Consider the following 23,185-nt stretch of genomic DNA (forward strand, 5'->3'; position numbering starts at 1 on the left):
GACGGGGAACGCAGTTCCCGCCGGAGGATCTTCCCACTTGCTGCCCGCGGGCGGAGCCCGCTGATCGACACGGCGGAAGGTCGCCGAGGACTTCCACCATCGCCACGCCTCACGAGCGCAACTCCCTGCGAAGAATCTTTCCGCTTGCCGTCTTCGGAAGGTCGCCGAGGACTTCCACCTCGCGCGGGTACTTGTACGCGGCGAGGCGTTCCTTGCAGTAGGCGGACAGCTCCTCGGGGCTGGCCTGGGCCCCCGGGCGCAGGCTCACGTAGGCCTTCACGCTCTCGCCGCGGTAGGAATCGGGGATGCCGACGACCGCGGCCTCGCGCACGGCGGGGTGGCTGTAGAGGACGTCCTCGACCTCGCGGGGCCACACCTTGAAGCCGGACGCGTTGATCATGTCCTTCTTGCGGTCGACGACGTACAGCCAGCCGTCCTCGTCCATGAAGCCGATGTCGCCGGTACGCAGCTCCCCGCCGGGGAAGCCCTCTTCCGTTGCCTCGGGGCGGCGCCAGTACCCGGGCACGACCTGCGGGCCGCGCACCGCGATCTCGCCGTTCTCCCCGAAGGGCACGTCGTTGCCGTGGTCGTCGATGATGCGGACCACCGAGTCGGGCCCCGGCACCCCCACCGCGAGCGTCCCCGAGGCGGGGTCGACCGGCGCCTCGACGCCCGGCGGCACGGACGCACAGGGCGCCGTGCACTCGGTGAGCCCGTAGCCGTTGTGGATGTACGGGCCGAAGGAGTCGCGGAACTTCTCCACCAGGGCGGGCGGCACGGGCGCGCCGCCCGAGGAGATCGAGTGGAACGACGCGAAGTGCTCACGCGTGGCCTGCGGCTGCGCGCCGAGCGCCATGAAGGCCGTCGAGGGGCCGACCGTGTACGCGGGCCGGTGCTCGGTGAACGCGTCGAGGACGACGCCCGGCTCGAAGCGGTAGGCGAGCGCGAGCGTGCCCGCGTTCGCGAAGGAGGCGACGAGCTCGCAGACCATGCCGGTGATGTGGAACAGCGGCGCGAGCGCGAAGTAGACGGACCCTTCGGGCAGGCCCAGGCCGGTGCGCTGGCGCTCCGCGTTGAAGGTGATGTTGCGGTGCAGGTTGGTGGCGCCCTTCGGGGCGCCGCTGGTGCCCGACGTATAGCTGATCAGCGCGATGTCGTCGCCGTCGAGTTCACGCCCGTCCGGCGCCTTGTGTCCCGCGTGCGCGACCGCGACGAGATCGTCGGCGTCCGACGCCGCCGGTTCGACCCGCTCGAAGTTCAGCACCCGCTCGTCGCCGCGCGTCTGGAGGTCCAGCTCGCAAGCGGTCAACGCGATGCGTACGGGAGAGTCGGCCGCCGTCTCGCGCAGATACGACTCCCAGGCGCGGTCCGAGCAGACGAGCCCGGTCACCTCGGCGTCGCGCAGGACGTGCCCCACTTCCCCCGCCTTGTACATCGGGTTCACCGGGACCACGATCGCGCCCGCCTTGAACGCGCCCAGCAGCGCGAGCACGAAGTGCGGCGAGTTCTGCAGCATGATCGCGACACGCTCACCGCGCTCCAGGCCGCGGGCGGCGAGGTGACCGGCCACGGAGTCGGAGAGCGCGTCCACGTCGGCGTACGAGAGGCGGCCGTCGAAGTAGGCGAGGGCTGTGCTGTCCGGGGCGCGGCGCACCGCGTCGGCGAAGGCGTGCACGACGGTGGCGGCCGGGGTGATCGGGGCCTTCTGCGCGTCGTTGAGGACGCCGAGCCAGGGCCTGGCCTCGTAGATCGAAGCGGACTGTCCCTGCGAATCGTGCACCATCGTTCTCCTTCGAACGCTCCCCGAAAGCTCTGGCCTGCCGGGCAGACTAACCAGTCGGTATGTCGCTGCGGAAGAGCTTCGTGGTGTCGGTTCGTTCCGTGGGGCGGATTCCGCGACTAGCGTGCGTGGGCATGCCAGTCCCGAAGATCACGGAGGTTCATCCATGAACGTGTCGAGACGAGGGCTGCTCGCGGCGAGTGCGGGCGTCGCGGGTGGCCTGGGCGTCAGCGGCGCGACGGCGAGCGCCGCACCCGGCATCGACGGTCCCGGTGTCGGCGGCCCCGGCATCGGCGGTCCCCGCCTTCGCACCGGCTTCGAGCGCCTTGTGGACAGCGGCTACGCGCTGCTCGCGGGCCAGAAGGTCGGCATGGTCACCAACCCGACCGGTGTCACCCGCGACGTACAGCACATCGTCGACGTGATGCACGCCGACGAGCAGGTCGACCTGAGGGCCGTGTTCGGGCCCGAGCACGGCTTCCGCGGCACGGCGCAGGCGGGCGGCTCCGAGGGCAAGAGCGAGGACCCGGCGACCAAACTCCCCGTCTACGACACGTACTTGAAGAGTGGTCAGGCGCTCGCCGACATCTTCACGGAGTCCGGCGTCGACACGATCGTCTTCGACATCCAGGACGTGGGCGCGCGCTTCTACACGTACATCTGGACGCTCTACGACTGCATGGAGGCGGCCCAGCTAGCGGGGAAGAAGTTCGTGGTGCTCGACCGCCCGAACCCGGTGACCGGGCGGAACGCCTACGGGCCCATCCTGGACCGGAAGTTCGCGAGTTTCGTCGGCCGCCGCGAGATCGCGCAGGCGCACGGCATGACCGTCACCGAGCTGGCCCGCCTTTTCAACGCCGAGTATCTGGAGCACCCCGTCGAGCTGGAGACGGTGCTGATGAGCGGCTGGAAGCGGCGCGACTTCTACGACGCGTCGGGCCTGCCGTGGGTGCCGCCGAGCCCCAACATGCCGACGCCCGACACGGCCCTCGTCTACTCCGGCACCTGCATGTTCGAGGGCACGCTGCTCTCCGAGGGCCGCGGCACCACCCGCCCCTTCGAACTCCTCGGCGCGGAGGGCATCGACGCGAAGTGGGCGGCCGCGGCCAATGAACTCGCCCTGCCCGGCGTGCACTTCAGGGAGGCGTACTTCGCCCCGACGTTCTCCAAGTTCCAGGGCAAGACGATCGGCGGCGTCCAGATCCACGTCGACGACCGCGAGGCGTTCGAGCCCGTGCGCACCGGCATCGGCCTCCTGGTGACGGCCAAGAAGTCCTGGAAGGACTTCGGCTGGCGACCCGACAACGCGATCGACCGCCTCACCGGCTCCACGCGCGTGCGCACGATGGTCGACGCGGGCGCGTCCACGGACGAGATCGTCGGGGCGTGGCAGGAGGAGCTGGCAGCGTTCCGGCGCGTACGGCGCGCGTACCTGACGTACAAGTGACCGCTGCGGAAGGGGTCTGAGGGCGTCTCGGGATCCGGGACGCCCGTCCCGGAACATTGACTGGGCAGTACACGGACAATCAGAGTTCGCTCGTGCTCAAAGATGACTCAACCAGGGACGACCTCGCCGAGGCGGAACCGGCGCAGGCCGCCGAGCCAGAAAGCTCGGAGAGCCTGCGCCGCGTGGCCGTGGCCAGCTTCATCGGCACGGCCATCGAGTTCTACGACTTCTACGTCTACGGAACGGCCGCCGCGCTCGTCCTCAACGCCGCGTTCTTCCCGAACCTCACCCCGATCAACGCCACCCTCGCCTCGTTCTCGACGTACGCCGTCGCGTTCGCGGCCCGCCCGATCGGCTCGCTGATCTTCGGCCACTTCGGCGACCGGATCGGCCGCAAGTCGGTGCTGGTGGCCTCGCTGCTCCTGATGGGCCTGTCGACGGCCTGCGTCGGCCTGCTGCCCGGGTACAGCACGCTCGGTCTGTGGGCGCCGATCCTCCTCGTGCTGCTCCGCTTCCTTCAGGGCGTGGGTCTCGGCGGCGAGTGGGGCGGGGCCGCGCTGCTCGCCGTGGAGCACGCGCCGAAGGGCAAACGCGGACTGTTCGCGGCGTTCCCGCAACTCGGCCCGTCCGTGGGCTTCTTCGCCGCCACCGGCATCTTCTGGCTGCTCTCCGAGTCCCTCTCGGACGAGGCCTTCAAGTCGTGGGGCTGGCGCATCCCGTTCCTGCTGTCGTTCCTGCTCGTGGCGGTCGGCCTGTTCGTCCGTCTGAAGATCAGCGAGACGCCGGTCTTCGCCAAGGTGATGGCGGAACAGGAGGCCAGCAAGGCGCCGGCGTTCGAGGTCTTCAAGCGCCACCCAAAGGAGATCGTGCTCGGCGCCGGCGGCATGATCATCGCGTACGGGCTCTTCTACACCGCCACGACGTACTGCCTCGCCTACGGCACCACGACGCTCGGCATCCCGCGCTCCACGATGCTCGCCGTGTCACTCGTGGCCTGCCTGTTCCTCGCGGCCGGCACCTGGCTCGCGGCGACACGATCCGACGCGGGCGGCCGCCGCAAGATGGTGCTCATCGGTTCGAGCCTCGCTGTCGTCTGGGGCCTGGCCCTGTTCCCGCTGATGGACACCGAGAAGCCGGTGCTCATCGCGCTCGCGCTCGGCGGCGCCCTGTTCTGCATGGGTGTCGTGTACGGGCCGATGGGCGCGTATCTGCCGGAGCTGTTCGGGGCGAAGGTGCGCTACTCCGGTGCCTCCTTCGCGTACAACCTGGGCGGCGTCCTCGGCGGCGCCGTCTCCCCGCTCATCGCGACGCGGCTGCAGAGCGCGCTCGGCTCTTCGTCGGTGGGCTGGTACGTCAGCGCCATGGCGGTCGTGTCACTGCTGTGCGTGCTGGCCCTTCCGGAGACGAAAGAGCGTCAACTCGCCTGACGCGTCCGCCATTTGGCGCCAATTGACGGCTGAACATCTGGCCAACCCCCGGGTACGGCGGGACGATGCGCGGCACAGCACGAAGGCTGCGCGACGCCTCCCACGGGGTTCGAGCTGTTGGCCGTGGAGTGTGCGTGAGTGGGTTCTGGCGTGCGGGAGTGGGCGCTGAGAGTGAGGGGGGGCTTGATTGTGTGGTGTCGGGGCGGGGGGGAACGTGGGTTTGTGGGTCGAATGGGTGATCTTGTGGGTGGTGGGTCGTTGGGTGGGGTGTCGGGTTGCCTGAAGGCGCATTGGGGGTGAAGTGGTGTGCAGGTTGCGGGAGTTGGTGGCGCCGTTCGTGGTGGCGGGTCCCTCGGGGGTGGCGGTGCGGACCCGGCTGAAGGGGCTGTCCACGCGGGATGTGGCGGTACTGGAGCGGGTGGGTGCGCATCTGGGGGCGCTGGCGGGCGGGGATCTGGCGGTGCGCTGCGCGCAGGGCCTGGAACACTCGGGCGAGGCGTGGGCGGTGCGCAAGCGGGAGTTGACCGCGCGGTCGTCGTCGCGGTGGGCGGGTGCTCTCACGAAGGCGACGCATGATCAGTGGGCGCTGGCCCGGCGCGCCCAGCTGGCCCACCTTCGGTCGTTGGAGGCGGGGGTGCAGATGCTGCGCCACCGACTGGCCCAGCCGCTCGGATCAAAGGGCACCAAACACGCGCCGGGCGGCTATGCGACGCGGCGGGAGTGGCACGCCAAGTCCCGCCGCCTGCACACCCTGGAGCACCGCCTGGAGCGGGTGCGCGGCGACTGGCAGGCCGGACGCGTGCAGGTGGTGCGCGGCGGCAAGCAGCTGGCCCGCACCCGCCACCACCTCGACGACGCCGGACTGAACGAAACAGTGTGGCGCCGGCGCTGGCAGGCGGCCCGCGCGTTCCTCCAGGCGGACGGCGAATCCGGCAAGAAGCACGGCAACGAAACCCTCCGCATCACCCCCGACGGCGAGGTCAGCCTCAAACTGCCCGCCCCGCTCGCCGATCTGGCGAACGCGCCGCACGGCCGCTACGTGCTGGACGGGCGCGCCCACTTCACCTACCGGGGCCCGCAGTGGGCGGACCGGGTCGCCGGGAACCGGGCCGTCGCCTACCGCATCCACCACGACACCGGGCGCGGACGCTGGTACGTGACCGCCTCCTGGCAGCACCCCACCACCCCCGCCGTGCCGATCGAGGCGGCCCTCGCGCACGGCGTGATCGGGGTGGACACCAACGCCGATCACCTGGCGGCCTGGCGGCTGGACGTGCACGGCAACCCGATCGGCGATCCCCGCCGCTTCACCTACGACCTGTCCGGCAGCGCGCACCATCGCGACGCCCAGGTACGCCACGCGCTGACCCGGCTGTTGAGCTGGGCGAAGGCCTGCGACGTGAAGGCGATCGCGGTTGAGAACCTCGACTTCCAGGCGGAGAAGACCCGCGAGGAACACGGCCGCAGAAAGCGGTTCCGTCAGCTCATCTCCGGCCTGCCCACCGGCAGGCTGCGGGCCCGGCTGACGTCCATGGCCGACGCCACCGGCATCGCGATCATCGCCGTGGATGCGGCCTACACCAGCCGCTGGGGCACCCAGCACTGGAAGAAGCCGACCACCACGACCACCCGCAAGACGACCGGTCACGATGCGGCGAGCATCGCGATCGGACGACGCGCCCAGGGACACCCGATCCGGCGACGGACGGCACCGCCCCGCGACGACCAGAGCGATCGTCGCGGGCATCGGACCGCCCAGGCCCCATCGGAGGTTCCCGGGCGTGAAGGACCCCGCCCCCGCATCCCCGGACCACGGACACGATCCGTGCCACCGGACACGGAGCGTACGCGGGCGACCAGGACACCCAACACCGTTCGGGATGTCCGCAGCGACCGGGAATGGGTCCAACACTCACTCCTGCTCACTGAATAGGAACGGTTTGACATGTCCGCACCCAAGCCACGCCAAGCACCTGAAGTCCATGTACGGCCCTACTGGGAGCTGAGGTTCGACGCCGACGGCGATCCGGATCCCCGGCAGCTCGCCACACTCCTGCGCGAAGCACGCCAGGTGCGCGATCTGGTGGTCTTCGCGCACGGCTGGAACAACGACCGCTCCATCGCGACCCGCCTCTACGACCGCTTCTTCGCGCCGTTCCCCGCCCTGGCGCCGCGGGCCTCCCTCGGCTACGTGGGGGTGCTCTGGCCGTCGATGCGCTTCACGGACGAAACGATCCCGGACTTCGACCGGTCGGCCGCCTCGACCACGGCCGCCGCCGCCCCGCGCACCACGCTCGACAAGGGCACACGGCAGGGGCTCATGGAGGCCTTCCCGCGCAGTGCGCCCGTCGTGGACCTGCTGGCGCGACGTTTGGAGGAACAGTCGGACGCGGCGTCTTCCTTCGACGAGTTCGGCGGCCTCGTACGGCAGTTGGTCGGGGTCGGCCCTACCGCGTCCGGCGCCGACACCTCGGAGGACGGCGGTCCGCACGCCACGCCCGCGATGCTCCACGAGGACACCAGGGCCATGTGCCTGGAGTTCGCGGAGGCCCTGGAGACGGCGGCGGGACCGGATGCCGCGGCGGCCTTCAAGCTGCCCGGCGGGCTCGCGAAGGCGTGGAAGGGAGCGCACGAACTGCTGCGCCAGGCCACGTACTTCGCGATGAAGCGGCGGGCGGGGAAGGTCGGCCAGGCCGGGCTCGGCCCTACGCTCGGGCGGCTCGCCGAGGAGGCGCCGAAGGTGCGGGTGCACCTGGTGGGGCACAGTTTTGGCGCGCGCCTCGTCTCCTTCGCGCTCGCCGGGATGCCGAGGGCCGCCCACAACGTGAAGTCCGTGACGCTCCTTCAGGGCGCCTTCTCGCACTACGTGTTCGCCGGCCGGGGCGCACTGAAAGGCCGGCAGGCGCGGGTGGACGGCCCGCTGGTGGCGTGCTTCTCGCGGTACGACACCGCGCTGAGCGTGATGTACCCGCTGGCGTCGCGGCTCGCGGGCGACGACAGGACGCTGGTCGACCTCGGCGAGCGGTGGGGCGCGCTCGGGCACGACGGCTTCCAGGAAGTGGCGGGCGCGGTGCGCTTCACACTGGCGGACGTGCTGCGGGCCGGGGTGCCGGGCGCGGGCTGTGTGAGCGTGGACGTGGCGCAGGTGGTGCGCGAGGGGCCCCCGCCTTCGGGGGCCCACAGCGACATCTGCCACGCGGAGCTCGCGCGCGTGGTGCTCGGTGCGGGGCGGGTCACTACGTAGGCCTCCATGAGCGACCTCCCTGAGCGACCCGCCCCTGTGCGCTACCGGTGCGCCGGGAATTCCACGACCTGCTGGTACGTGGGCCGGTTCTGCCACTGGATGTTGCGGTGCGTGATGCCGCCGACGGCGCGCTGCGCGATGCTGTCGGCGCACCACTGCTCGCCCGCCTTGCAGGTGTCGTCACCGGGGTAGACCTCGGTGGCGGGCTTGGCTGCGGCCTCGGCCAGGGTGGCGAGGAGGACGTCCCGGCAGGCCGAGAGGTCGCCGGAACCGCAGTACGAGGCGCCGAGCTTCCCCTTCACCGGCTCGCCGAGCACCGACCTGAGGTCCTTGTCGGCGTAGCCCCACCAGCCGTACTGGAAGGCCGATCCTGCGTGCGAGCCGGTGGGCCCGTGTCCGGCGGACGGCGCCTCGTCGACGGTCAGCTGCGAGGTGAGCGACTTGTAGAGCTCGTCGCCGAGCCCTGGCTTGAACTCGGCCTCGACCATCAGCGGCCACCAGGCGTCCATGATCCGTACGGCGTCGGGGTGGGCGTACGTCTTGGACCCGGCGGACGTCTGGTTGCGCTGGGCGCCCGCCTTCTCCCAGGCCTCCAACTGCTGGACGGCCTTGGTCAGCTGCGGATTGTCCAGGTCGCCGAGCGGCTTGCTGCGGATGACCTTGAGCATCTCCGGGAGCACCTGCTCGCCCCGCAGATCCGTGACGGCGGCCTCCTCCATGGCCCGGGTGAGCGAGGCCCGGGTGACGCCGCCGCGCTCGGTGAGCTTCTTCACCCGGTCGTTCAGCAGGTCGGCCCGGTGGACCGCCCCCATGCTGAAGTTGGGTGACGAGAAGCCCTTGGCCTGTTTGTTGTTCCAGGAGACGTAGTAGTCCTGGTCGACGGAGTTCGGGTGCTGGGACGGGGGCGTCTCGGCGGCCGTGTTGTTCGCCGGGTCGAAGTCCTTCCACTCATAGGCCTGTTCGCCCCGCACCGGCAGCGACATGTCGATGTCCTTGGCGCGCACCGGGTTGGTGCCGCTGTTGTAGTACGCGATGTCGCGCGAGTCGGCGTAGAACCAGTTGAACGCGTAGTTGATGTGCTGCGCCGCCTTCTGGAACGACGCGGCGTCCTTGACGTAGGTCGGGTCGTTCAGCATCTGGAAGCCGATGATCGAGTCGGCCTCGTGGCGGTACGTGGAGCGAAGTGCCGTGTAGGCGACGGGTTTTCCGTCGACGGTGGCGCGGTGGCTGACGATCCCGTACTTCGTACGGAGGATCTGCATCCGGTAGGAGCCGGCGGCCGTGGAGTCGGCGATCGTCGGCTTCCAGGCGTTCTTCTTCTCCATCTTCTCCATGGGCGTGCAGGTGCCCCGGTACATGTACGAGGTCGACTGCCGGGTGGGCGCGGAGCCGTCGGCCTCGCACAGCGGGACCGCGTATGTGTCGGTGATGTCCTGGGTCGCCGAGGTCGCGGACCACGCGTAGTCCTGGCCGCGGCCGAGCTGGACGTACATGCCGACGCCGGCGAAGGAGACGCCGCGCGCGCTGATGCCGGGGCCCTGGAGCTCCTGCATCATCAGCAGCTGTGGCGCGAAGTAGCCGGTCTGCGGGCCGAACACGGCGACCGGGTTGCCGGAGGCGGAGTGCTTGCCGGAGACGAGCAGCGCGTTCGACATGCCCTTCTTGGACGCCGAGCGCGTGAACAGGTCGGAGGGCAGGACGCCGTCGTCGTACATGCCCTGGAGCGGTTTGAGCTTGGCGGGCGCCTTGACGGGGTCCTTCTTCGCCGTTGCGGCCCCTGCCGTCCCTGCCGCCGCCGAGCCCTCCTTGTCGTACACGAGGGGTTCCTTCTCCACCGAGCCCTTGTCGGGGAGCGCCTGCCCGCGCGCGTGCTCCGGCTTCTCGCCGTACGGGAAGCTGGTGCCGTCGTGGATCGTGGTGACGGTCTCCGGGTCCTCGCGGCCGCGGAAGGACTCCCAGACCTCGGTGCCCTTCTCGACGCCGTACTTCTCCTGGGACTTCATGAGCGAGAGGGCCGCGTCGACCTCTCCGCCGCCGCCGTTGCCGAAGAGTCCGCCGACCACGGAGGCGAGCGCGATCATGTCGGTCACCTTGAACGGCTGGATCTCGCCCACGTTCGTGATCGCGTCGACCTTGCCCGTGAGCACGTACTCGCCGGGGAAGTAGCGGCCCTTCTTCGACTTCTCCCGATAGGCGTTGAGGCCGTCGATATAGGCCTGCGCGTCCTCCATGGCCTGCTTGCCGCGGTCCCCGCCGGTCTTCTTGATGGAGTCGACCTGCTGTTCGAGATCCTTTTCGGTGTACGGGGCCTGTGGCCAGAACTCCTGCTCGAGTCCCTGGTTCGCGAGGGCGCCGCCCGCGAACGACGTCAATTCGCCGCGGCCTATGTGACGGAACAGGTCGATCAGCCAGAGGCGGTCCTGACCTGCGGCGAAGCCGGCGCCGAATTCTGTTCCGTAGCGCGAGGAACCTTTGATGTGGGGTACGCCGTTCTTCTTGTCACGGGTGATCGTGACGTCCTCGCGGGGGCGGGTGACGGAACCGACCTGGTCGTCCTTGACGCCGAAGGAGGAATCGTTGAAGAAGTTGGTGAGTGTGTCGTCGGTGAGAGACGGATACCCGGACGACAGCGCGTCATAGGGACCGAGTTGATCGTCGGCGTGCGGAGGCTGGGTACCCAGCAATTTGTTGCCGAGGATCTGGGCAAGTGTGGCGCTGCCGTTCGCTCCGGGCGGCAGGATGTCGGCGCACTGGCCCCCGCAGTAGTCGGCGGCCGTCTCCTGGGCGGTGGGTTCGTCGGCGGCATTCGCGGTCGACGCGGGCGAGAGCAGTCCGGCGGTGAGTACAAGCGCCGCCAGGGCCGTAACTCTCTTCGTAAGGCTTCCCATAAGGCTTCCCATGGCGCCGGAGGTTACCGACGGTTAGCCGCGAACAGAAGATGAACATGCGTCACGTTTTCGGAATCAGCACAGGGAACACTCAGGCAGCACTCAAGTACTCCCCGGCCTCAGAAGGTGACAGTGATGGACCCCATCCGAAATCGGATGGGATCCACCGGCCTTCGAAGGGATCCGAATCGCGTGTCGATACGTCTACTCGGCGACGTCGTTTCATGGCTGCGACGACGCCGACGTACGTGTGACGGAGGTGCAGGGCGATGGCCGGATTTCGAAGTATGGCGAGACAGGTACGCGATCCGCTGAGCGATCTGGCACTGCGGCGCTATTCACTGCGCAAGTGCCTTGAGAGATTTGCCCCTTACGGGCACCGTGCGACCTGGGACCACCTCTGTTCCCGGGCGGGGTTCGACCCCGAGGACCGCTCCCCCGACCCGGCCCGCCTCGTCGCGGCCCTGGAGGAGCTGGAGGAGGCGCGGGCCGTCTGGCTCGCGTACGAAGTCGCCTTCGCGGAGCGCAGGCGCAAGGAGAAGCACGACGGGCTGCGCAGCCCGGGCAGCGTGGACGACTGGCACCGGCTGACCTGGGGCGGCTTCGGAGTCGCCTGGTGCGACGACCCGTCTGTGCATCCCACGGAGCCGCTGGCCGAAGTGCTGCGCAGGCTCATCACGGCACTTGAGCGCGGCCCCGGCGCGCGCTGCCCGGTGTGCGCGGGCAGCCGCCTGGTCTGGCAGCACGATCTGGCGCACGAACCCTCGTCGGGCCCCGTGTGCACCCGCTGCGGCATCGTCGTGCCGCGGCCCGTCCTCACACCCATGGCACTGGCGGAGGCCAGGCTGGCGCGGCTGCTCGTCTCCGCGTAGGCCGCCCACCGGAACCAGGTGACGTACAGCGCGACGGGGGTGCGGCCCCGACACCGGCGCACCCCTGATCCAGCACTGGTCCAGTACTGATCCATACAACCGGCCCTAGCTCGGCGCGACCTCAAGGCGCTGCCGGTTGAGCAAGTACCGCGGCAGGTACGGCAGATCGGTGCGGACCGGGAAGTCCATGTCGTACGCGAGGCACGCGAGCGCGAGCGGGCCGAGGGCCACGCGGGCGCGCGGCGCCCCCGACCCGCCCCAGTAACCGGCGTGCTGCACAAGGGATTCCGCGAGCGCCTCGCCGAAGGCCTCGTGGTCGTGCGTGAGCAGCCGGTGGAACAGCGCGACGGGCTGGTAGTCGACGAGGTTGAGGAAGTCCTTCGGCGCGAGGGTCGCGACGTCGGGGTGCGAGGCCTCGATGGTGGTGACGAGCCGGTCCACGACGTCGTCGACGGGGCGGCGCAGCCAGTGGCTCTGCAGAACGTCGATCCAGTGCGGCACGTAGTCGTCCACCGAGGCGCCGCCGCGCAGCGTGCCGAGCGGGACCCGGCACAGGCGTGTGGTGTGTTCGCGGTCGCGGGTGACCAGGGTGAGGTAGAAGGCGTCCAGCCAGGCGCGGGCCGCGTCGTCCTCCGCCGCCAACTCCGCGTCGTCCGCCGGAGGTTCACCGTCCTTGCCGTGCGCGAACAGGGCGGTGCCGCGCTGCTGCGCCGCGACCCAGGCGTCCCACGTCTCGGCGCGCGCGGCGTCGGGGTCGCTCTCCGCGCGCGCGAGGGCGCCGACGAGCGCGGCGGCGAAGGAGCCGGCGGGGGCCTCGCACGGCCGACCGGAGTCGAGCCGGCCCGCCCGGTCGAGCGCGCGCAGCGCCTTCATCACGTCGACGAGTTCGCGCGGCGGCCGCTGCTCGATGGTGCGGGCCGCGTCGTCAATGTGGGTGAGCGACGTGAGGCGCCCGTCGTGCCACCAGTAGACGCGGGGCGAGAGCGGCCCCGGCCCTTCGTCGTGGGCCCGGATCGCGTACGTGGCAAGGTCGTTGAGGGCCTCGGCCGCGCCGCCGTCGACGATGGGGTGGAAGGCGAGCAGGTGCCGGGTGGGCACGGCGACGAGGGCGCCCGCGTCGGGCATCCGGCGCCCGGTGACCTCCGCGACGACCTCCGGCAGCACGACGGCCTTGGTGGCGACGGAGTGCGCGTCGCCGTACACGGAGTACAGGACGGGGTGCCCGTCGAGCCGCACCTCCTCGTGCCGCATCGGCGCCCGGGTCAGGGCCCGCCGACCCGCGGCCCACAGCTCGTCGGCGCCCGCCCGCGCCACGTCCTCGTCGGTCAACAGGCGTACGGAGTCGGGCCCGTCGAGCGCGAGCGCGAGGCGCAGCCCTTCGGCGACCTCGCGCGCGTGCACGGGCACGGACGGGCCGACGGCGCCCTCGGGCACGAGGCGCAGACACGTCCCCTCGAGCAGTTCATCGGCGTCCTCGCCGCCCCGCGAGGCGTCCGCCAGCGCCACGAAGTGGGCGTCGACGAGCGCGGGCCAGTCGCTCTCGGGGGCCTCCGCGCACCGCCGCGCCAGGTTCGCCAACGGGAAGAGGTGACCGTCGCGCTCGACCGCGCCCCCGACGAGGACGAAGTCCCGCTCGGCCCCGTATCGCGCCCGCACGCACTCGGCCACGAGCGCTCTGAGCCGCTCGGCCTGCGGCGTCGCGAGCATGGGCAGTTGCGAATCCGGAGCCTCGTTCTCAATCACGGTGGCGACTCTACGAGGCGTGGGGCGCCCGAAGCGGGCCAATCCGGAAGACAAACCCGAACCGGCCCGGCGGGCCCCGGGATCCGTCAGGGCGTGAGCACATCCGTCTGGATCGCCAGCTTGAACTCGGCCAGCGTGATCGGCACCTTCAGCGGGGTGTCCCCCGAGCGGGCGGAGACCTTGAAGCCGACCGGGGTGCCGGGGTGCACGAACATCTGCCAGGTGTACGAGCGGTACTGCCCGCCGCCCGTGGGCGAGATGTCGGTGGTGGCGGTGGAGTCGTAGCCGGTTCCGATGCCCAGCGGGTCGCGCACGAAGCGGGCGCGGTACTCGCTCGCGCGGGCGTCCGCGCCCCAGAAGACCAGCGCGGACAGCGTGCCCCAGCCGTCGTGACTGGGCCAGATCAGCCCCGAGCGGGCGTCGGGGTACGCCGACGAACCGCCGCCGCCCGCCGGGTCGTGCATGGTCCACGGGTCGTACGACTCCTCGGCGTCCTCGTACGGGAAGCGCACCAGGTGGTAGCCGTCGTCGTCGTAGACCAGGGTTTGCGCGCCCGTGCGGGCGGACTCGTACTTGAGCGAACTGATCGCCACTGCCATGCCGTTCGACCTCCCCCGTCGCATTCGGTGCGACGCATGGTCGCGCCAAGTACGGCCGCGGGCAAGGGGTGTTGCGCGCCGGACCCGATCCGGACGACGGGCCCTACGGCGCGGCGATGCCCACGACGAGGACCCGGGTGCCGGGCTCCAACGGGCGCCAGCGGTGCGGGAGTCCGGCCGCGCAGTACAGCGTGTCGCCGCGCTCCAGCACGTAGTGGGTGTCGTCCGCCTCGACCTCGGCCGAGCCGTCGGCGACGTACATGATCTCGTCGCCGGGGTGCCGGAAGACCCGGTCCCAGTCGTGCTCCCCGGTGAACTCCAGGGCGTGCAGCCGCTGTTCGCCCCGGACGAGCGGGCGCGCGCCGTCGGCCATCGCGGGCTTCTCCCCCGCGCGCACCACGTCGACCGGGCGGGGCGGCTCGGCGGACGCGAGGAGTTCCACGGCGGTGGTGTCGAGGGCGTCGGCTATGCGCTGCAGCGAGCCCATGCCGGGGCGCGAGTGCCCGTTCTCGACCTGACTGAGGAACGGGACGGAGACCCCGGCGCGGCGGGCCACCTCGGCGAGCGTCAGTTCGAGGCCGCGGCGCCTGCGCCGGATTCCGGGTCCCACGTTCATGAACTTGTAACGCCCTTTCGGTTCGGCCCCTGTTCCCCGGCAGCCTACCGCCGTGGTTAACTTCTTAACCAGTACTTAAAAAAGTTAACCACTGGATGGAGGGCCTCCATGGCTCGTGTGGACCAGAACCAGCGCCGCCGCCGCGGCACCGGACTCCTCGCCCTCGACGAGGACGCCGCGTACACCGGGTACACCCTCTTCGCCCCGCTGACCGGGACCGGCGAGGTGTACCTGATCGACCTCCACGGCGAGGTCGTCCACCAGTGGAACCTCCCGAACCGCCCCGGCCGGCACGCGCGGATCCTCGCGAACGGGAACCTCGCCTACAGCGGCGTGCTGCCCGACGAGCCCGCCCTCTTCCCCATGTGGCACAAGTACCGCGGCGGCCTCATGCAGGAGATCGCCCCGGACGGCACGGTGCTGCGCGAGCACCACGACCCGCTCCAGCACCACGACGCCCACCACTACGGCGACGGCCGGATCCTCTACACGGCGCTCGAAGCGCTGACCGGGGAAGCGGCGGCGGCCGTGCGCGGCGGAGTACCGGGGTCGGAGGCCGGCGGCACGACGATCTGGGCGGACACGATCGTCGAGGTCGACGCCGAGGGGAATACGACCTGGGAGTGGAAGGTCTCCGAGCGGCTCGGCCGCGAGGACTTCCCGCTCCACCCGGACTACGCCCGCGAGCACTACCCGCTGATCAACAGCGTGCTGCCGCTCGCCGATGGCAACATCCTCGCCAGCTTCCGCTCGGTCTCCGCCGTCGTCGTCATCGAGCGCGCCACCGGCGACATCATCTGGCGCTCCGAGCCGGGCGTGGTCTCGCAGCAGCACTGCCCGACCGAGCTCGACAACGGCAACTTCCTCGTCTTCGACAACGGCGTCTTCCGGCCGCACTGGGACGTACCGTTCAGCCGCGTCATCGAGATCGAGCGCTCCAGCGGCAAGATCGCCTGGGAGTACCACGACCCGGCGCGCGAGTCCTTCTTCGCGCCGTTCATGGGCAGCGCCCAGCGCCTCCCGAACGGCAACACCCTGGTCACCGACTCCCCCGCGGGCCGGCTCTTCGAGGTGACCGAGGACGGCTACCTCTGCTGGGAGTACATCGTCCCGTTCTTCGGCGGCTACTCCGAGGAAGAGGTCCGCAGGCTCTTCCCGTCCGAGCCCAACGCCGTGTTCCGCGCCTACCGGTACTCCGCGGCCGAGCTGCCGTGGCTGAAGCGGTGACCGCGACCGCCGCACCACCAGTGGCTCCGGTCGACGAGCGCCTGCCCCTCAAGCGCCTCGCCCCCCTCGCCTGCCAGCACCTGCTGGCGGGCGTGGCCGCGCCCGTCTCCTCCGTCATCCTCATCGCGACGACGCTGAAGCTGACGACGACGCAGACCGCCTCGCTGCTCAGCGCGACCCTCGTGCTGTGCGGCGTGGGGGCGCTGCTGCAGTCGCTCGGGATCGCGGTGCTGCGGGTGGGCGCCCGGCTGCCGTTCCTGATGCTGCCGGGCGGCGCCGCGGTGGCGATCTTCCTCCAGATCGCGCAGGAGTACGGCCCGGCGACGGCCTCGGGCTCCGTGCTGGTCGCGGCAGCCTTCCTGCTCTGCGTCCTCCCGTTCTACGGGCGCCTGGTCCGCCTGTTCCCGCCGCTGGTGATGGGCACGACGGTCGTCCTCATCGGCATCAACATGATCAAGGTGACCGCGCCGATGGTCGCCTCGGGTCCGGGCCTCGGCTTCGCGACGCTCGGCGTGATCGCGGTGTTCTTCCTCGTCCTGCGGGGCGTGTGGCGGCAGATGGCGGTGCTGCTCGGCCTGGTCTGCGGCACGGTGATCGCCGCACTCATGGGCACCGACATCGAGGTGGCGCACGGCGGCACCTTCGCGCTGCCCGACCCCTTCCCGTACGGCGCCCCGCACTTCGACCTGCTCGCCGCCATCCCGCTCCTGGTCTTCGCCCTCGCCTCGCTCGCCGAGGCCACCGGGCAGACGGTCCTCAACAGCGAGGCCGTGGGCCGCACCCCCGACGCGGGCCGCGACGTGCCGCGCATCGCCCGCGCCGACGCGCTCGTCTCGCTGTTCTCCGGCGTCTTCGGTACGTCGCTGATGGTGACCAGCGCCGAGAACATCGGCATCGTCCAACTCACGCGCGTACGCAGCCGGTTCGTGACGGCGGGGGCCGGTGTGCTGCTGATCGTGTGCGGACTGATCACGCCGCTGACCCGTATCCTCGCGGCGATCCCGGAGCCGGTGGTCGGCGCGGCGGGCCTCGTCATCTACGCGGTGATCGCGGTCATGGGCTTCGGGATGCTCTCCCGTACGAACCTCTCGCACGGCACGGACAGCGTCGTCATCGCGCTCGCCCTCGTGATCGGCATGCTGCCGATCGTGGCGCCGGAGATGTACGCGGAGCTGCCGACGTGGGCCCGCACCCTGTTCGGCAGCGGGGTCGCGGCCGGGGCGATCGCGGCGATCGTGCTCAGCGCGGTGTTCCGGACGCTGGGGCCCAGGTTCACGCCTACGACTCCGGACGCTCCCGCCGCTCCCCCATCAGACGAGAGCCCGTGAGGCGCTCGCCGAAGACGTCGTCCGGATTGGACAGGACACAGGTCTCCAGGGACAGGCACCCGCACCCGATGCAGTCGGTCAGGTGATCACGCAACCGCCCCAACTGCTTGATCCGCTCGTCCAGTTCGGACCGCCAGACCTCCGAGAGGCGCGCCCAGTCGTCCCGGTTCGGGGTGCGCTCCTCGGGGAGTTCGGCGAGCGCGTCGCGGATCGTGGCGAGCGGGATGCCGACGCGCTGGGCGGCCCTGATGAATGCGACGCGGCGCAGGGTGTCCCGCTCGTACCGGCGCTGGTTGCCGGAGGTGCGGCGGCTGGTGATCAGACCCTTGGACTCGTAGAAGTGCAGCGCGGAGACGGCGGCGCCGCTGCGCGCCGACACCTGGCCGACGGTGAGCTCGTGGATCTTCTCCGGAATCTGTGGCACCCGGCCGAGCGTAGACGAACCTAGTGCGGGCGCGGCTCTCGTTGTTAGAGTGCCAAGTGGTCTGAGCAAGCGCTTAGACAAGTCATCTGGGAGGTCACCGAACATGGCTGAGCCGCGCGTTTTCAAGGACGTCGACGACCTGAAGGGCGCCGTCGGCGAGCAGCTCGGGTACAGCGACTGGGTCGAGGTCGAGCAGAGCCGCATCGACCAGTTCGCCGAGGCCACGGGCGACCACCAGTGGATCCACGTCGACCCGGAGCGCGCGAAGGAGGGCCCGTTCAAGACGACCATCGCGCACGGCTATCTGACCCTCTCCCTGCTGCCCCTCTTCGGCCCGCAGCTGATGAAGGTCGAGGGCATGAAGATGGGCGTCAACTACGGGACGAACAAGGTCCGTTTCCCGGCCCCCGTCCCCGTGGGCTCGCGGCTGCGCGCCACCGCGAAGGTCACGGACGTGGCGGACGTGGCCGGCGGCGTACAGGTGACCGTGGCGTTCAGCGTGGAGCGCGAGGGCGGCGACAAGCCGGTGTGCGTCGCGGAGTCGGTGTCCCGCTACTACCTCTGAGCGCCCGTTACGAGGCTGGGGGCGCGGTCACCATGCGCAGTACGAGGTCGGCGTAGAGCGCGCCGACCTCGTCGGGTGTCCGCTTGCCCTCGGCGTTGAACCAGCGGGCCACGTCGATGCAGAGCGAGAGGACGGCGACCGTCGTGCCCGGCACGTCGGGGACGTCGAACTCCCCCGCCCGGACACCGTCGTTGAGGATCTCCCGCACGGCGGCGTCGCTCTGGCGGCGCAGCGCCACGATCTCGGGCCGGTTCTCCTCGCCCAGCGAGTCCAGCTCGTACTGGACGACGCGCGCGGTCATGTGGTGCCCCGCGTGCCAGCGGACGAAGGACCGGACGGCCTCCGCGAGGCGCTCGGCGGCGGTGCCCTCGGTCTCGACCGCCCGGCGCAGGATCGCGAGGGCCTTGTCGTGACCGATCCGGCTGATCTTGAGGAGCAGCTCTTCCTTGGTCTTGTAGTGGATGTAGAGCGCGGCCGGGCTCATGCCGGCGCGGCTCGCGATGTCGCGGGTCGTGGTGGCGTGGTAGCCGCGCTCGGCGAACGCCTGTACCGCGGCGACGAGCAGCCGCCGGGCGGCGTCGGGCGTGACGTCGGCCCACGGCATCTCGTCCGTGTCCGCGGCCTCGCCGACACCGCGCTCGTCCTGCGTCATCGCTGTGCTCACATCCTCCCGGGGGTGGTGACACCATACCCTCCGGGGTGAGCGAGCGCTTAGGGCTGGCCGCCCGGGATGTGACTGCGGAGCCGACCGGAAAAGATGTCCTCAATCGCCGGACGGGCTTGAGTGGCGCCGGGACGGGCTTGACTAGGCCACCGGCTTGAAGGGGTCGTGGTCTGCCAGGATTTTTTCGAGGCGGGCCTGGTCGACGCGGCTGTAGATCTGGCCCGCTTCCTGGCGGTCGCGGATGACCTTGGCCAGGGTGAAGGCCGAGGTCGTCAGGTACAGGACGGAGATGCCGAGGAAGGCGCGGATCCAGCCGCTCGCGTCGAGGCTGTAGATGCCGATGCCGACCGCGAGGAGCGCGACCGCGAACGAGGCGACCGCCTGGCCGTAGAAGGCCACCGTGTTCTGCTGCTTGACCGGTGTGTCACTGCTCATGTCGAACAGCATCGGGCGGACGGGGCCGGAGCCCCATCCGCCCGCGTACTCAAGTACGTACTCAGAACGCCGAAACACCCGTCAGCGCACGGCCGATGATCAGTTTCTGGATCTGGCTCGTGCCCTCATAGAGGGTCATCACGCGGGCGTCGCGCAGCAGCTTGCCGACGGGGTACTCGTCGATGTAGCCGTAGCCGCCGAAGACCTGGAGCGCGTTGTTCGCCGCGCGGACCGCCGCCTCGGACGCGAACAGCTTCGCCTTGGACGCCGCCGTCGCGAAGTCCTCGCCGCGGTCGATGAGGTCGGCGACGCGCCAGGTCAGCAGGCGGGCCGCGTCCACGTCGACGGAGATGTCGGAGATCAGCTCCTGCACCAGCTGGTACGAGGCGATGGACTTGCCGAACTGCTCGCGCTCGCCCGCGTATCCGACGGCCGCGTCCAGTGCGGCCTGGGCTATGCCCACGCAGCCCGCCGCCACCGACATGCGGCCCTTGGCGAGCGCGGACATGGCGATCGAGAAGCCCTTGCCCTCCGGGCCCATCAGCGCGGAGGCCGGTACGCGGACGTCCTCCAGGACCAGCTCGGCCGTGGTCTGGCCGCGCAGGCCGAGCTTGCCGTGGATGGTGTTGCGGGTCAGGCCGGGGGTGTCCGTGGGGACCAGGAAGGCGGAGATGCCCTTGTGGCCCGGGGTGTCGTTGGTGCGCGCGAAGAGGAGGACGACGTCGGCCCAGGTGCCGTTGGTGATGAAGATCTTCGTGCCGTTGATCACGTACTCGTCGCCGTCGCGGACCGCGCGGGTCTGGAGGTCCGCCGGGTTCGAACCGTGGCCGGGCTCGGTGAGGCCGAAGCAGCCGAGCGCCTCTCCGGCCGTCAGCTTCGGGATCCAGTGCCGCTTCTGCTCCTCGCTCGCCCACTGCTGGATCGGCTTGGTGACCAGGCCGAGGGAGACGGAGACGATGCCGCGCACCGACGAGTCGCCGCGCCCCAGCTCCTCCGTGACCAGCGTGTACGCGAGGTGGTCGCCGCCCGAGCCGCCGTACTCCTCGTCGATGGTCAGGCCCAGGAAGCCGAGATTGCCGAGCTTCTTGACGATGCCCCGGTCGACCTCCTCGGCCCGGTCCCACGTCACCACGTTCGGCGCGATCTCGCGGTCCACGAAGTCCTTGGCGAGGCGGCGCACCGCCGTCTGCTCCTCGCTCAGCTCCAGGTTCATGGCCACTCCCGATCGATCGACTCGTCACTCACTTAATTAGCACTGCTAGTTTTAGCGTGCAGCCCTACTATGTGCCGCATGGCCCGACCGCGCAAGCCCCTCCTGAGCAGAGATCGCATCGTCGACGCGGCGCGCACCCTCGTCGACACCGAGGGCCTCGCCGCCGTCTCGACGCGCCGGCTCGCCGCCGGGCTCGGGGTGAGCGGGCCCTCGCTCTACAACCACTTCCGCACGAAGGACCAGATCCTGGAGGCGGTCGCCGACTCGGTGAGCGCGCAGGTCGACCTGTCGATGTTCGGCGCGGACGACGACCGGGACTGGCGCACCGCGCTGCACGACTGGGCCGTCTCCTACCGTGCGGCGCTGCGCGCCCACCCGAACATCGTCCCGGTGCTCGCGCGCGGGCCCGGCCACCGTCCGGCCGGGCTGCGGCTCGCCGACGCGGTGTTCGGCTCGATGGTCGACGCCGGGTGGCCGCCGCCGCAGGCCACGTCCATCGGCGCGCTCATGCGGTACTTCGTGACGGGATCCGCGCTCGGCTCGTTCGCGGGCGGCTTCCCCGACGACGAGGCGGCGTACGACCCCGCCGACTATCCGCACCTCGGCCAGGCGCATCTGCTCGCCGAGCGGCAGGAGGCCGTCGACGACCGGGCCTTCGAGACGGGGCTAGCGGCGCTGCTCGACGGGCTCGCCCTGCAGTACGAGCAGGTGGCCGCAGGGACCCACTGACGTTTCGGCGGTCGCCGAAGCGTGCCGGGGGCATGCTTGGGTCATGGCCGCCTCGACCGAACCCGGCGCTCCGCGCCTCGCCGCTCTCGCCTCGCTGATCGCCGACGAGACACGGGCCGCCTGCCTGCTCGCACTGCTCGACGGCCGGGCGTGGACGGCGGGCGAGCTGGCGCGGCACGCGGGCGTCGCGGCGTCGACCGCGAGCGAGCACCTCGGCAAGCTCGTCGCGGGCGGGCTGCTCGCCGAGGAGCGGCAGGGCAGGCACCGGTATCTGCGGCTCGCCGACGCGCAGGTCGCCGGGCTCCTGGAGGGCCTCGCCGGGTACGCCGTGCCGGACGGCGGGGAGCGGCCTCCCACGCTGCGGGCCGCGTCGGCGCGGACCGCGATGGCCCGCGGGCGGACCTGCTACGACCACCTCGCGGGCCGGCTCGGGATCACGGTCACCGACGCGATGGTCGAGCGGGGGCTGCTGCGGCTCGCCACCGACCCCTCGACCTTCGCGCTCACCGACGCGGGGCACGGCTGGTTCCGTGCGCTCGGGGCGCCGCTGGATCCCGGCCCGCGGCGGCCGCTCGCGCGCGGCTGCCTCGACTGGACGGAGCGCCGTCTGCACCTCGCCGGGCGGGCGGGCGCCGCACTGTGCGCCCACGCCTTCGCGGCGGGCTGGGTCGAGCGGATCGGCTCCGAGCGGGCGGTGCGGGTGACCGGGGCCGGGGAGCGGGCGCTGCGGGCCGAGCTGGGAGCGGCGGCGCCGCGCTGAGCGGGCGCCGTGGCGCGTTCCCGCCCCCGGCCAGGGCCTTTCCCGGAAGTAGCTGTAACGTACATTCGCCGGATCGGGAAACATCCTCGTAACACGGGAGCGGCGCATGGCGCAGACGGCGGATGCCGCGATTCACCAGGAAATCGGGCAGAGTTGGACGACCGGTTGTAGACGGTTCGCACTGCACGTACTGCGCGGGATCGGCCAGGTCACGTTCCTGCCGCATGCCCTCACGGGAGCACTGTTCGGCGCCGCGCTGTTCGCCTCCGGGTGGGAGTACGGGCTCTACGGGGTCGGGGGCGCGGCCGTCGGCACGCTGGTCGCGGCGCTGCTCGGTGTGGAGAAGGAGCGGCTCACCCTCGGCATGGAGGGCTTCAACGCCTGCCTCGTGGGCGTGAGTTGCGCCGTCTTCCTCGACCCCGACCAGCTCTCCTCGGTACTCGTCGCCGTGCTCGGCTGCGCCGCCGCGACCGTGGCCACCGCCGCCGCGGGGCGGGCCCTCGGGGCGTGGGGGCTACCTGCCCTGACGCTGCCGTTCTGCCTCGTGGCGAGCGTCATCACGCTGGCCGCGCCCGGGTTCGCGCGGGTGTGGACCGGCGGGGGCGGGATCGCCGGGTTCCCGCAGGCGGTGTCCGGGGCCAGGACCGGCGTGCAACTCGACGACGCCGTGCGGGGGTTCTTCGCCGGATTCGGTCAGATCTTCCTGATGCCGCAGTGGTACGCGGGGGCGCTGGTGCTCGCCGGTCTCGTGGTGGCCGGGCCGCGGGTCGCGGGGGTGGCCTGCCTCGGGAACGTCGCGGGCATGGTGACGGCGTGGGCCCTCGGTGAGCCTGCCGCGCAGCTGGCCGACGGGACGTCCGCGTACAACGCGGTGCTTGTTTCGCTCGCGCTGTGTGGCGTGTTTCTGAAGGCGACGCCGCGGACGGTGGCGTATGCCGTCGCCGGGGCGGTGGCCGCGACCGTGTGTGCGCCGGCGTTCGGGGCGCTTGCGGCGCCGGTGGGCGGACACATGTTCACGTGGCCGTTCGCGTTGACCACGTTGGTGTTCTTGGTGGCGGCGCGATCGTTCCCTCGGTTGACCCACTCAAGCCCGGCCTCCGCCTCGAGCCCCGCCGGCGATTGAGGCGCGGGGTGTGGGGCAGAGCCCCACTCCAGCCCCTGCGGCGATTGAGCAGGCGGCTCCGTGGCCGAGGCCGCGGGGCTCCGCCCCGGACCCCGCGCCTC

The 23,185-nt window shown here is 70.9% G+C and carries 20 protein-coding genes; 11 read left to right on the plus strand and 9 right to left on the minus strand.

Features of this window, described 5'->3' with window-relative positions; translation table 11 throughout:
• Window positions 1-109 precede the first annotated feature (109 nt).
• Window positions 110-1,780, minus strand: coding sequence for a class I adenylate-forming enzyme family protein (locus ACWD2L_RS38000; protein WP_351341681.1), 1,671 nt, complete (start codon window positions 1,778-1,780; stop codon window positions 110-112).
• Window positions 1,781-1,946: 166 nt separating this feature from the next.
• Here ACWD2L_RS38000 and ACWD2L_RS38005 point away from each other — a divergent pair, with 166 nt between their 5' ends.
• The 4 genes from ACWD2L_RS38005 (at window position 1,947) to ACWD2L_RS38020 (ending at window position 7,898) form a co-directional block, all read left to right on the plus strand.
• Window positions 1,947-3,227, plus strand: coding sequence for an exo-beta-N-acetylmuramidase NamZ family protein (locus ACWD2L_RS38005; RefSeq protein WP_351341683.1), 1,281 nt, complete (start codon window positions 1,947-1,949; stop codon window positions 3,225-3,227).
• A 173-nt stretch (window positions 3,228-3,400) separates the two neighbouring features.
• On the plus strand, window positions 3,401-4,654 hold the full coding sequence (locus ACWD2L_RS38010; RefSeq protein ID WP_351341731.1) for an MFS transporter: 1,254 nt from the start codon (window positions 3,401-3,403) through the stop codon (window positions 4,652-4,654).
• Between the two features lie 304 nt (window positions 4,655-4,958).
• A complete protein-coding gene (locus ACWD2L_RS38015; protein WP_351341686.1) occupies window positions 4,959-6,587 on the plus strand; it encodes an IS200/IS605 family accessory protein TnpB-related protein in 1,629 nt (542 codons plus the stop codon).
• A gap of 12 nt (window positions 6,588-6,599) precedes the next feature.
• Entirely contained in the window at window positions 6,600-7,898 is a 1,299-nt protein-coding gene (locus tag ACWD2L_RS38020; RefSeq protein WP_351341688.1) for an alpha/beta hydrolase family protein, read from the plus strand.
• Between the two features lie 41 nt (window positions 7,899-7,939).
• Here ACWD2L_RS38020 and ACWD2L_RS38025 read toward each other — a convergent pair whose 3' ends face one another.
• Window positions 7,940-10,786, minus strand: a complete 2,847-nt coding sequence (locus tag ACWD2L_RS38025; protein WP_351341690.1) for a penicillin acylase family protein — start codon at window positions 10,784-10,786, stop codon at window positions 7,940-7,942.
• A 269-nt stretch (window positions 10,787-11,055) separates the two neighbouring features.
• On the opposite strand from ACWD2L_RS38025, the gene ACWD2L_RS38030 reads away from it, so the two are divergent.
• Window positions 11,056-11,658, plus strand: coding sequence for a hypothetical protein (locus ACWD2L_RS38030; RefSeq protein WP_351341693.1), 603 nt, complete (start codon window positions 11,056-11,058; stop codon window positions 11,656-11,658).
• Between the two features lie 105 nt (window positions 11,659-11,763).
• Here ACWD2L_RS38030 and ACWD2L_RS38035 read toward each other — a convergent pair whose 3' ends face one another.
• The 3 genes from ACWD2L_RS38035 to ACWD2L_RS38045 form a co-directional block, all read right to left on the minus strand.
• The gene (locus ACWD2L_RS38035) at window positions 11,764-13,401 is read right to left on the minus strand and encodes an immunity 49 family protein (RefSeq protein WP_351341696.1); all 1,638 of its coding nucleotides are present in this window, start codon (window positions 13,399-13,401) and stop codon (window positions 11,764-11,766) included.
• Between the two features lie 86 nt (window positions 13,402-13,487).
• A complete protein-coding gene (locus tag ACWD2L_RS38040) occupies window positions 13,488-14,000 on the minus strand; it encodes a hypothetical protein (protein ID WP_351341698.1) in 513 nt (170 codons plus the stop codon).
• Between the two features lie 103 nt (window positions 14,001-14,103).
• Window positions 14,104-14,616, minus strand: coding sequence for a helix-turn-helix domain-containing protein (locus ACWD2L_RS38045; protein WP_351341700.1), 513 nt, complete (start codon window positions 14,614-14,616; stop codon window positions 14,104-14,106).
• A 108-nt stretch (window positions 14,617-14,724) separates the two neighbouring features.
• Here ACWD2L_RS38045 and ACWD2L_RS38050 point away from each other — a divergent pair, with 108 nt between their 5' ends.
• Window positions 14,725-15,843 (plus strand): aryl-sulfate sulfotransferase, encoded by a 1,119-nt coding sequence (locus tag ACWD2L_RS38050; RefSeq protein ID WP_351341703.1) that lies wholly within the window; start codon window positions 14,725-14,727, stop codon window positions 15,841-15,843.
• Complete coding sequence (locus ACWD2L_RS38055) at window positions 15,828-17,171, plus strand: uracil-xanthine permease family protein (RefSeq protein ID WP_351341706.1); 1,344 nt, start codon at window positions 15,828-15,830, stop codon at window positions 17,169-17,171. The genes ACWD2L_RS38050 and ACWD2L_RS38055 overlap by 16 nt, the downstream gene beginning before the upstream one ends.
• Here the strand turns inward: ACWD2L_RS38055 and soxR are convergent.
• A complete protein-coding gene (soxR, locus tag ACWD2L_RS38060) occupies window positions 17,122-17,595 on the minus strand; it encodes a redox-sensitive transcriptional activator SoxR (RefSeq protein ID WP_351341708.1) in 474 nt (157 codons plus the stop codon). The genes ACWD2L_RS38055 and soxR overlap by 50 nt on opposite strands.
• A gap of 103 nt (window positions 17,596-17,698) precedes the next feature.
• On the opposite strand from soxR, the gene ACWD2L_RS38065 reads away from it, so the two are divergent.
• Entirely contained in the window at window positions 17,699-18,160 is a 462-nt protein-coding gene (locus ACWD2L_RS38065; protein WP_351341711.1) for a MaoC family dehydratase, read from the plus strand.
• A gap of 7 nt (window positions 18,161-18,167) precedes the next feature.
• On the opposite strand, the gene ACWD2L_RS38070 is transcribed toward ACWD2L_RS38065, so the two are convergent.
• The 3 genes from ACWD2L_RS38070 to ACWD2L_RS38080 form a co-directional block, all read right to left on the minus strand.
• A complete protein-coding gene (locus ACWD2L_RS38070) occupies window positions 18,168-18,812 on the minus strand; it encodes a TetR/AcrR family transcriptional regulator (RefSeq protein WP_351341713.1) in 645 nt (214 codons plus the stop codon).
• Between the two features lie 153 nt (window positions 18,813-18,965).
• A complete protein-coding gene (locus tag ACWD2L_RS38075; protein ID WP_351341715.1) occupies window positions 18,966-19,259 on the minus strand; it encodes a YiaA/YiaB family inner membrane protein in 294 nt (97 codons plus the stop codon).
• Between the two features lie 61 nt (window positions 19,260-19,320).
• Complete coding sequence (locus tag ACWD2L_RS38080; RefSeq protein ID WP_351341718.1) at window positions 19,321-20,472, minus strand: acyl-CoA dehydrogenase family protein; 1,152 nt, start codon at window positions 20,470-20,472, stop codon at window positions 19,321-19,323.
• Window positions 20,473-20,550: 78 nt separating this feature from the next.
• Between ACWD2L_RS38080 and ACWD2L_RS38085 the strand changes: the two genes are divergently transcribed.
• The 3 genes from ACWD2L_RS38085 (at window position 20,551) to ACWD2L_RS38095 (ending at window position 23,084) form a co-directional block, all read left to right on the plus strand.
• On the plus strand, window positions 20,551-21,201 hold the full coding sequence (locus tag ACWD2L_RS38085; protein WP_351341720.1) for a TetR/AcrR family transcriptional regulator: 651 nt from the start codon (window positions 20,551-20,553) through the stop codon (window positions 21,199-21,201).
• Between the two features lie 43 nt (window positions 21,202-21,244).
• The gene (locus ACWD2L_RS38090) at window positions 21,245-21,961 is read left to right on the plus strand and encodes an ArsR/SmtB family transcription factor (RefSeq protein WP_351341723.1); all 717 of its coding nucleotides are present in this window, start codon (window positions 21,245-21,247) and stop codon (window positions 21,959-21,961) included.
• 106 nt (window positions 21,962-22,067) lie between these two features.
• Complete coding sequence (locus ACWD2L_RS38095) at window positions 22,068-23,084, plus strand: urea transporter (protein WP_351341725.1); 1,017 nt, start codon at window positions 22,068-22,070, stop codon at window positions 23,082-23,084.
• Window positions 23,085-23,185: the final 101 nt, after the last annotated feature.

This window comes from Streptomyces sp. NPDC002754, assembly GCF_053592315.1.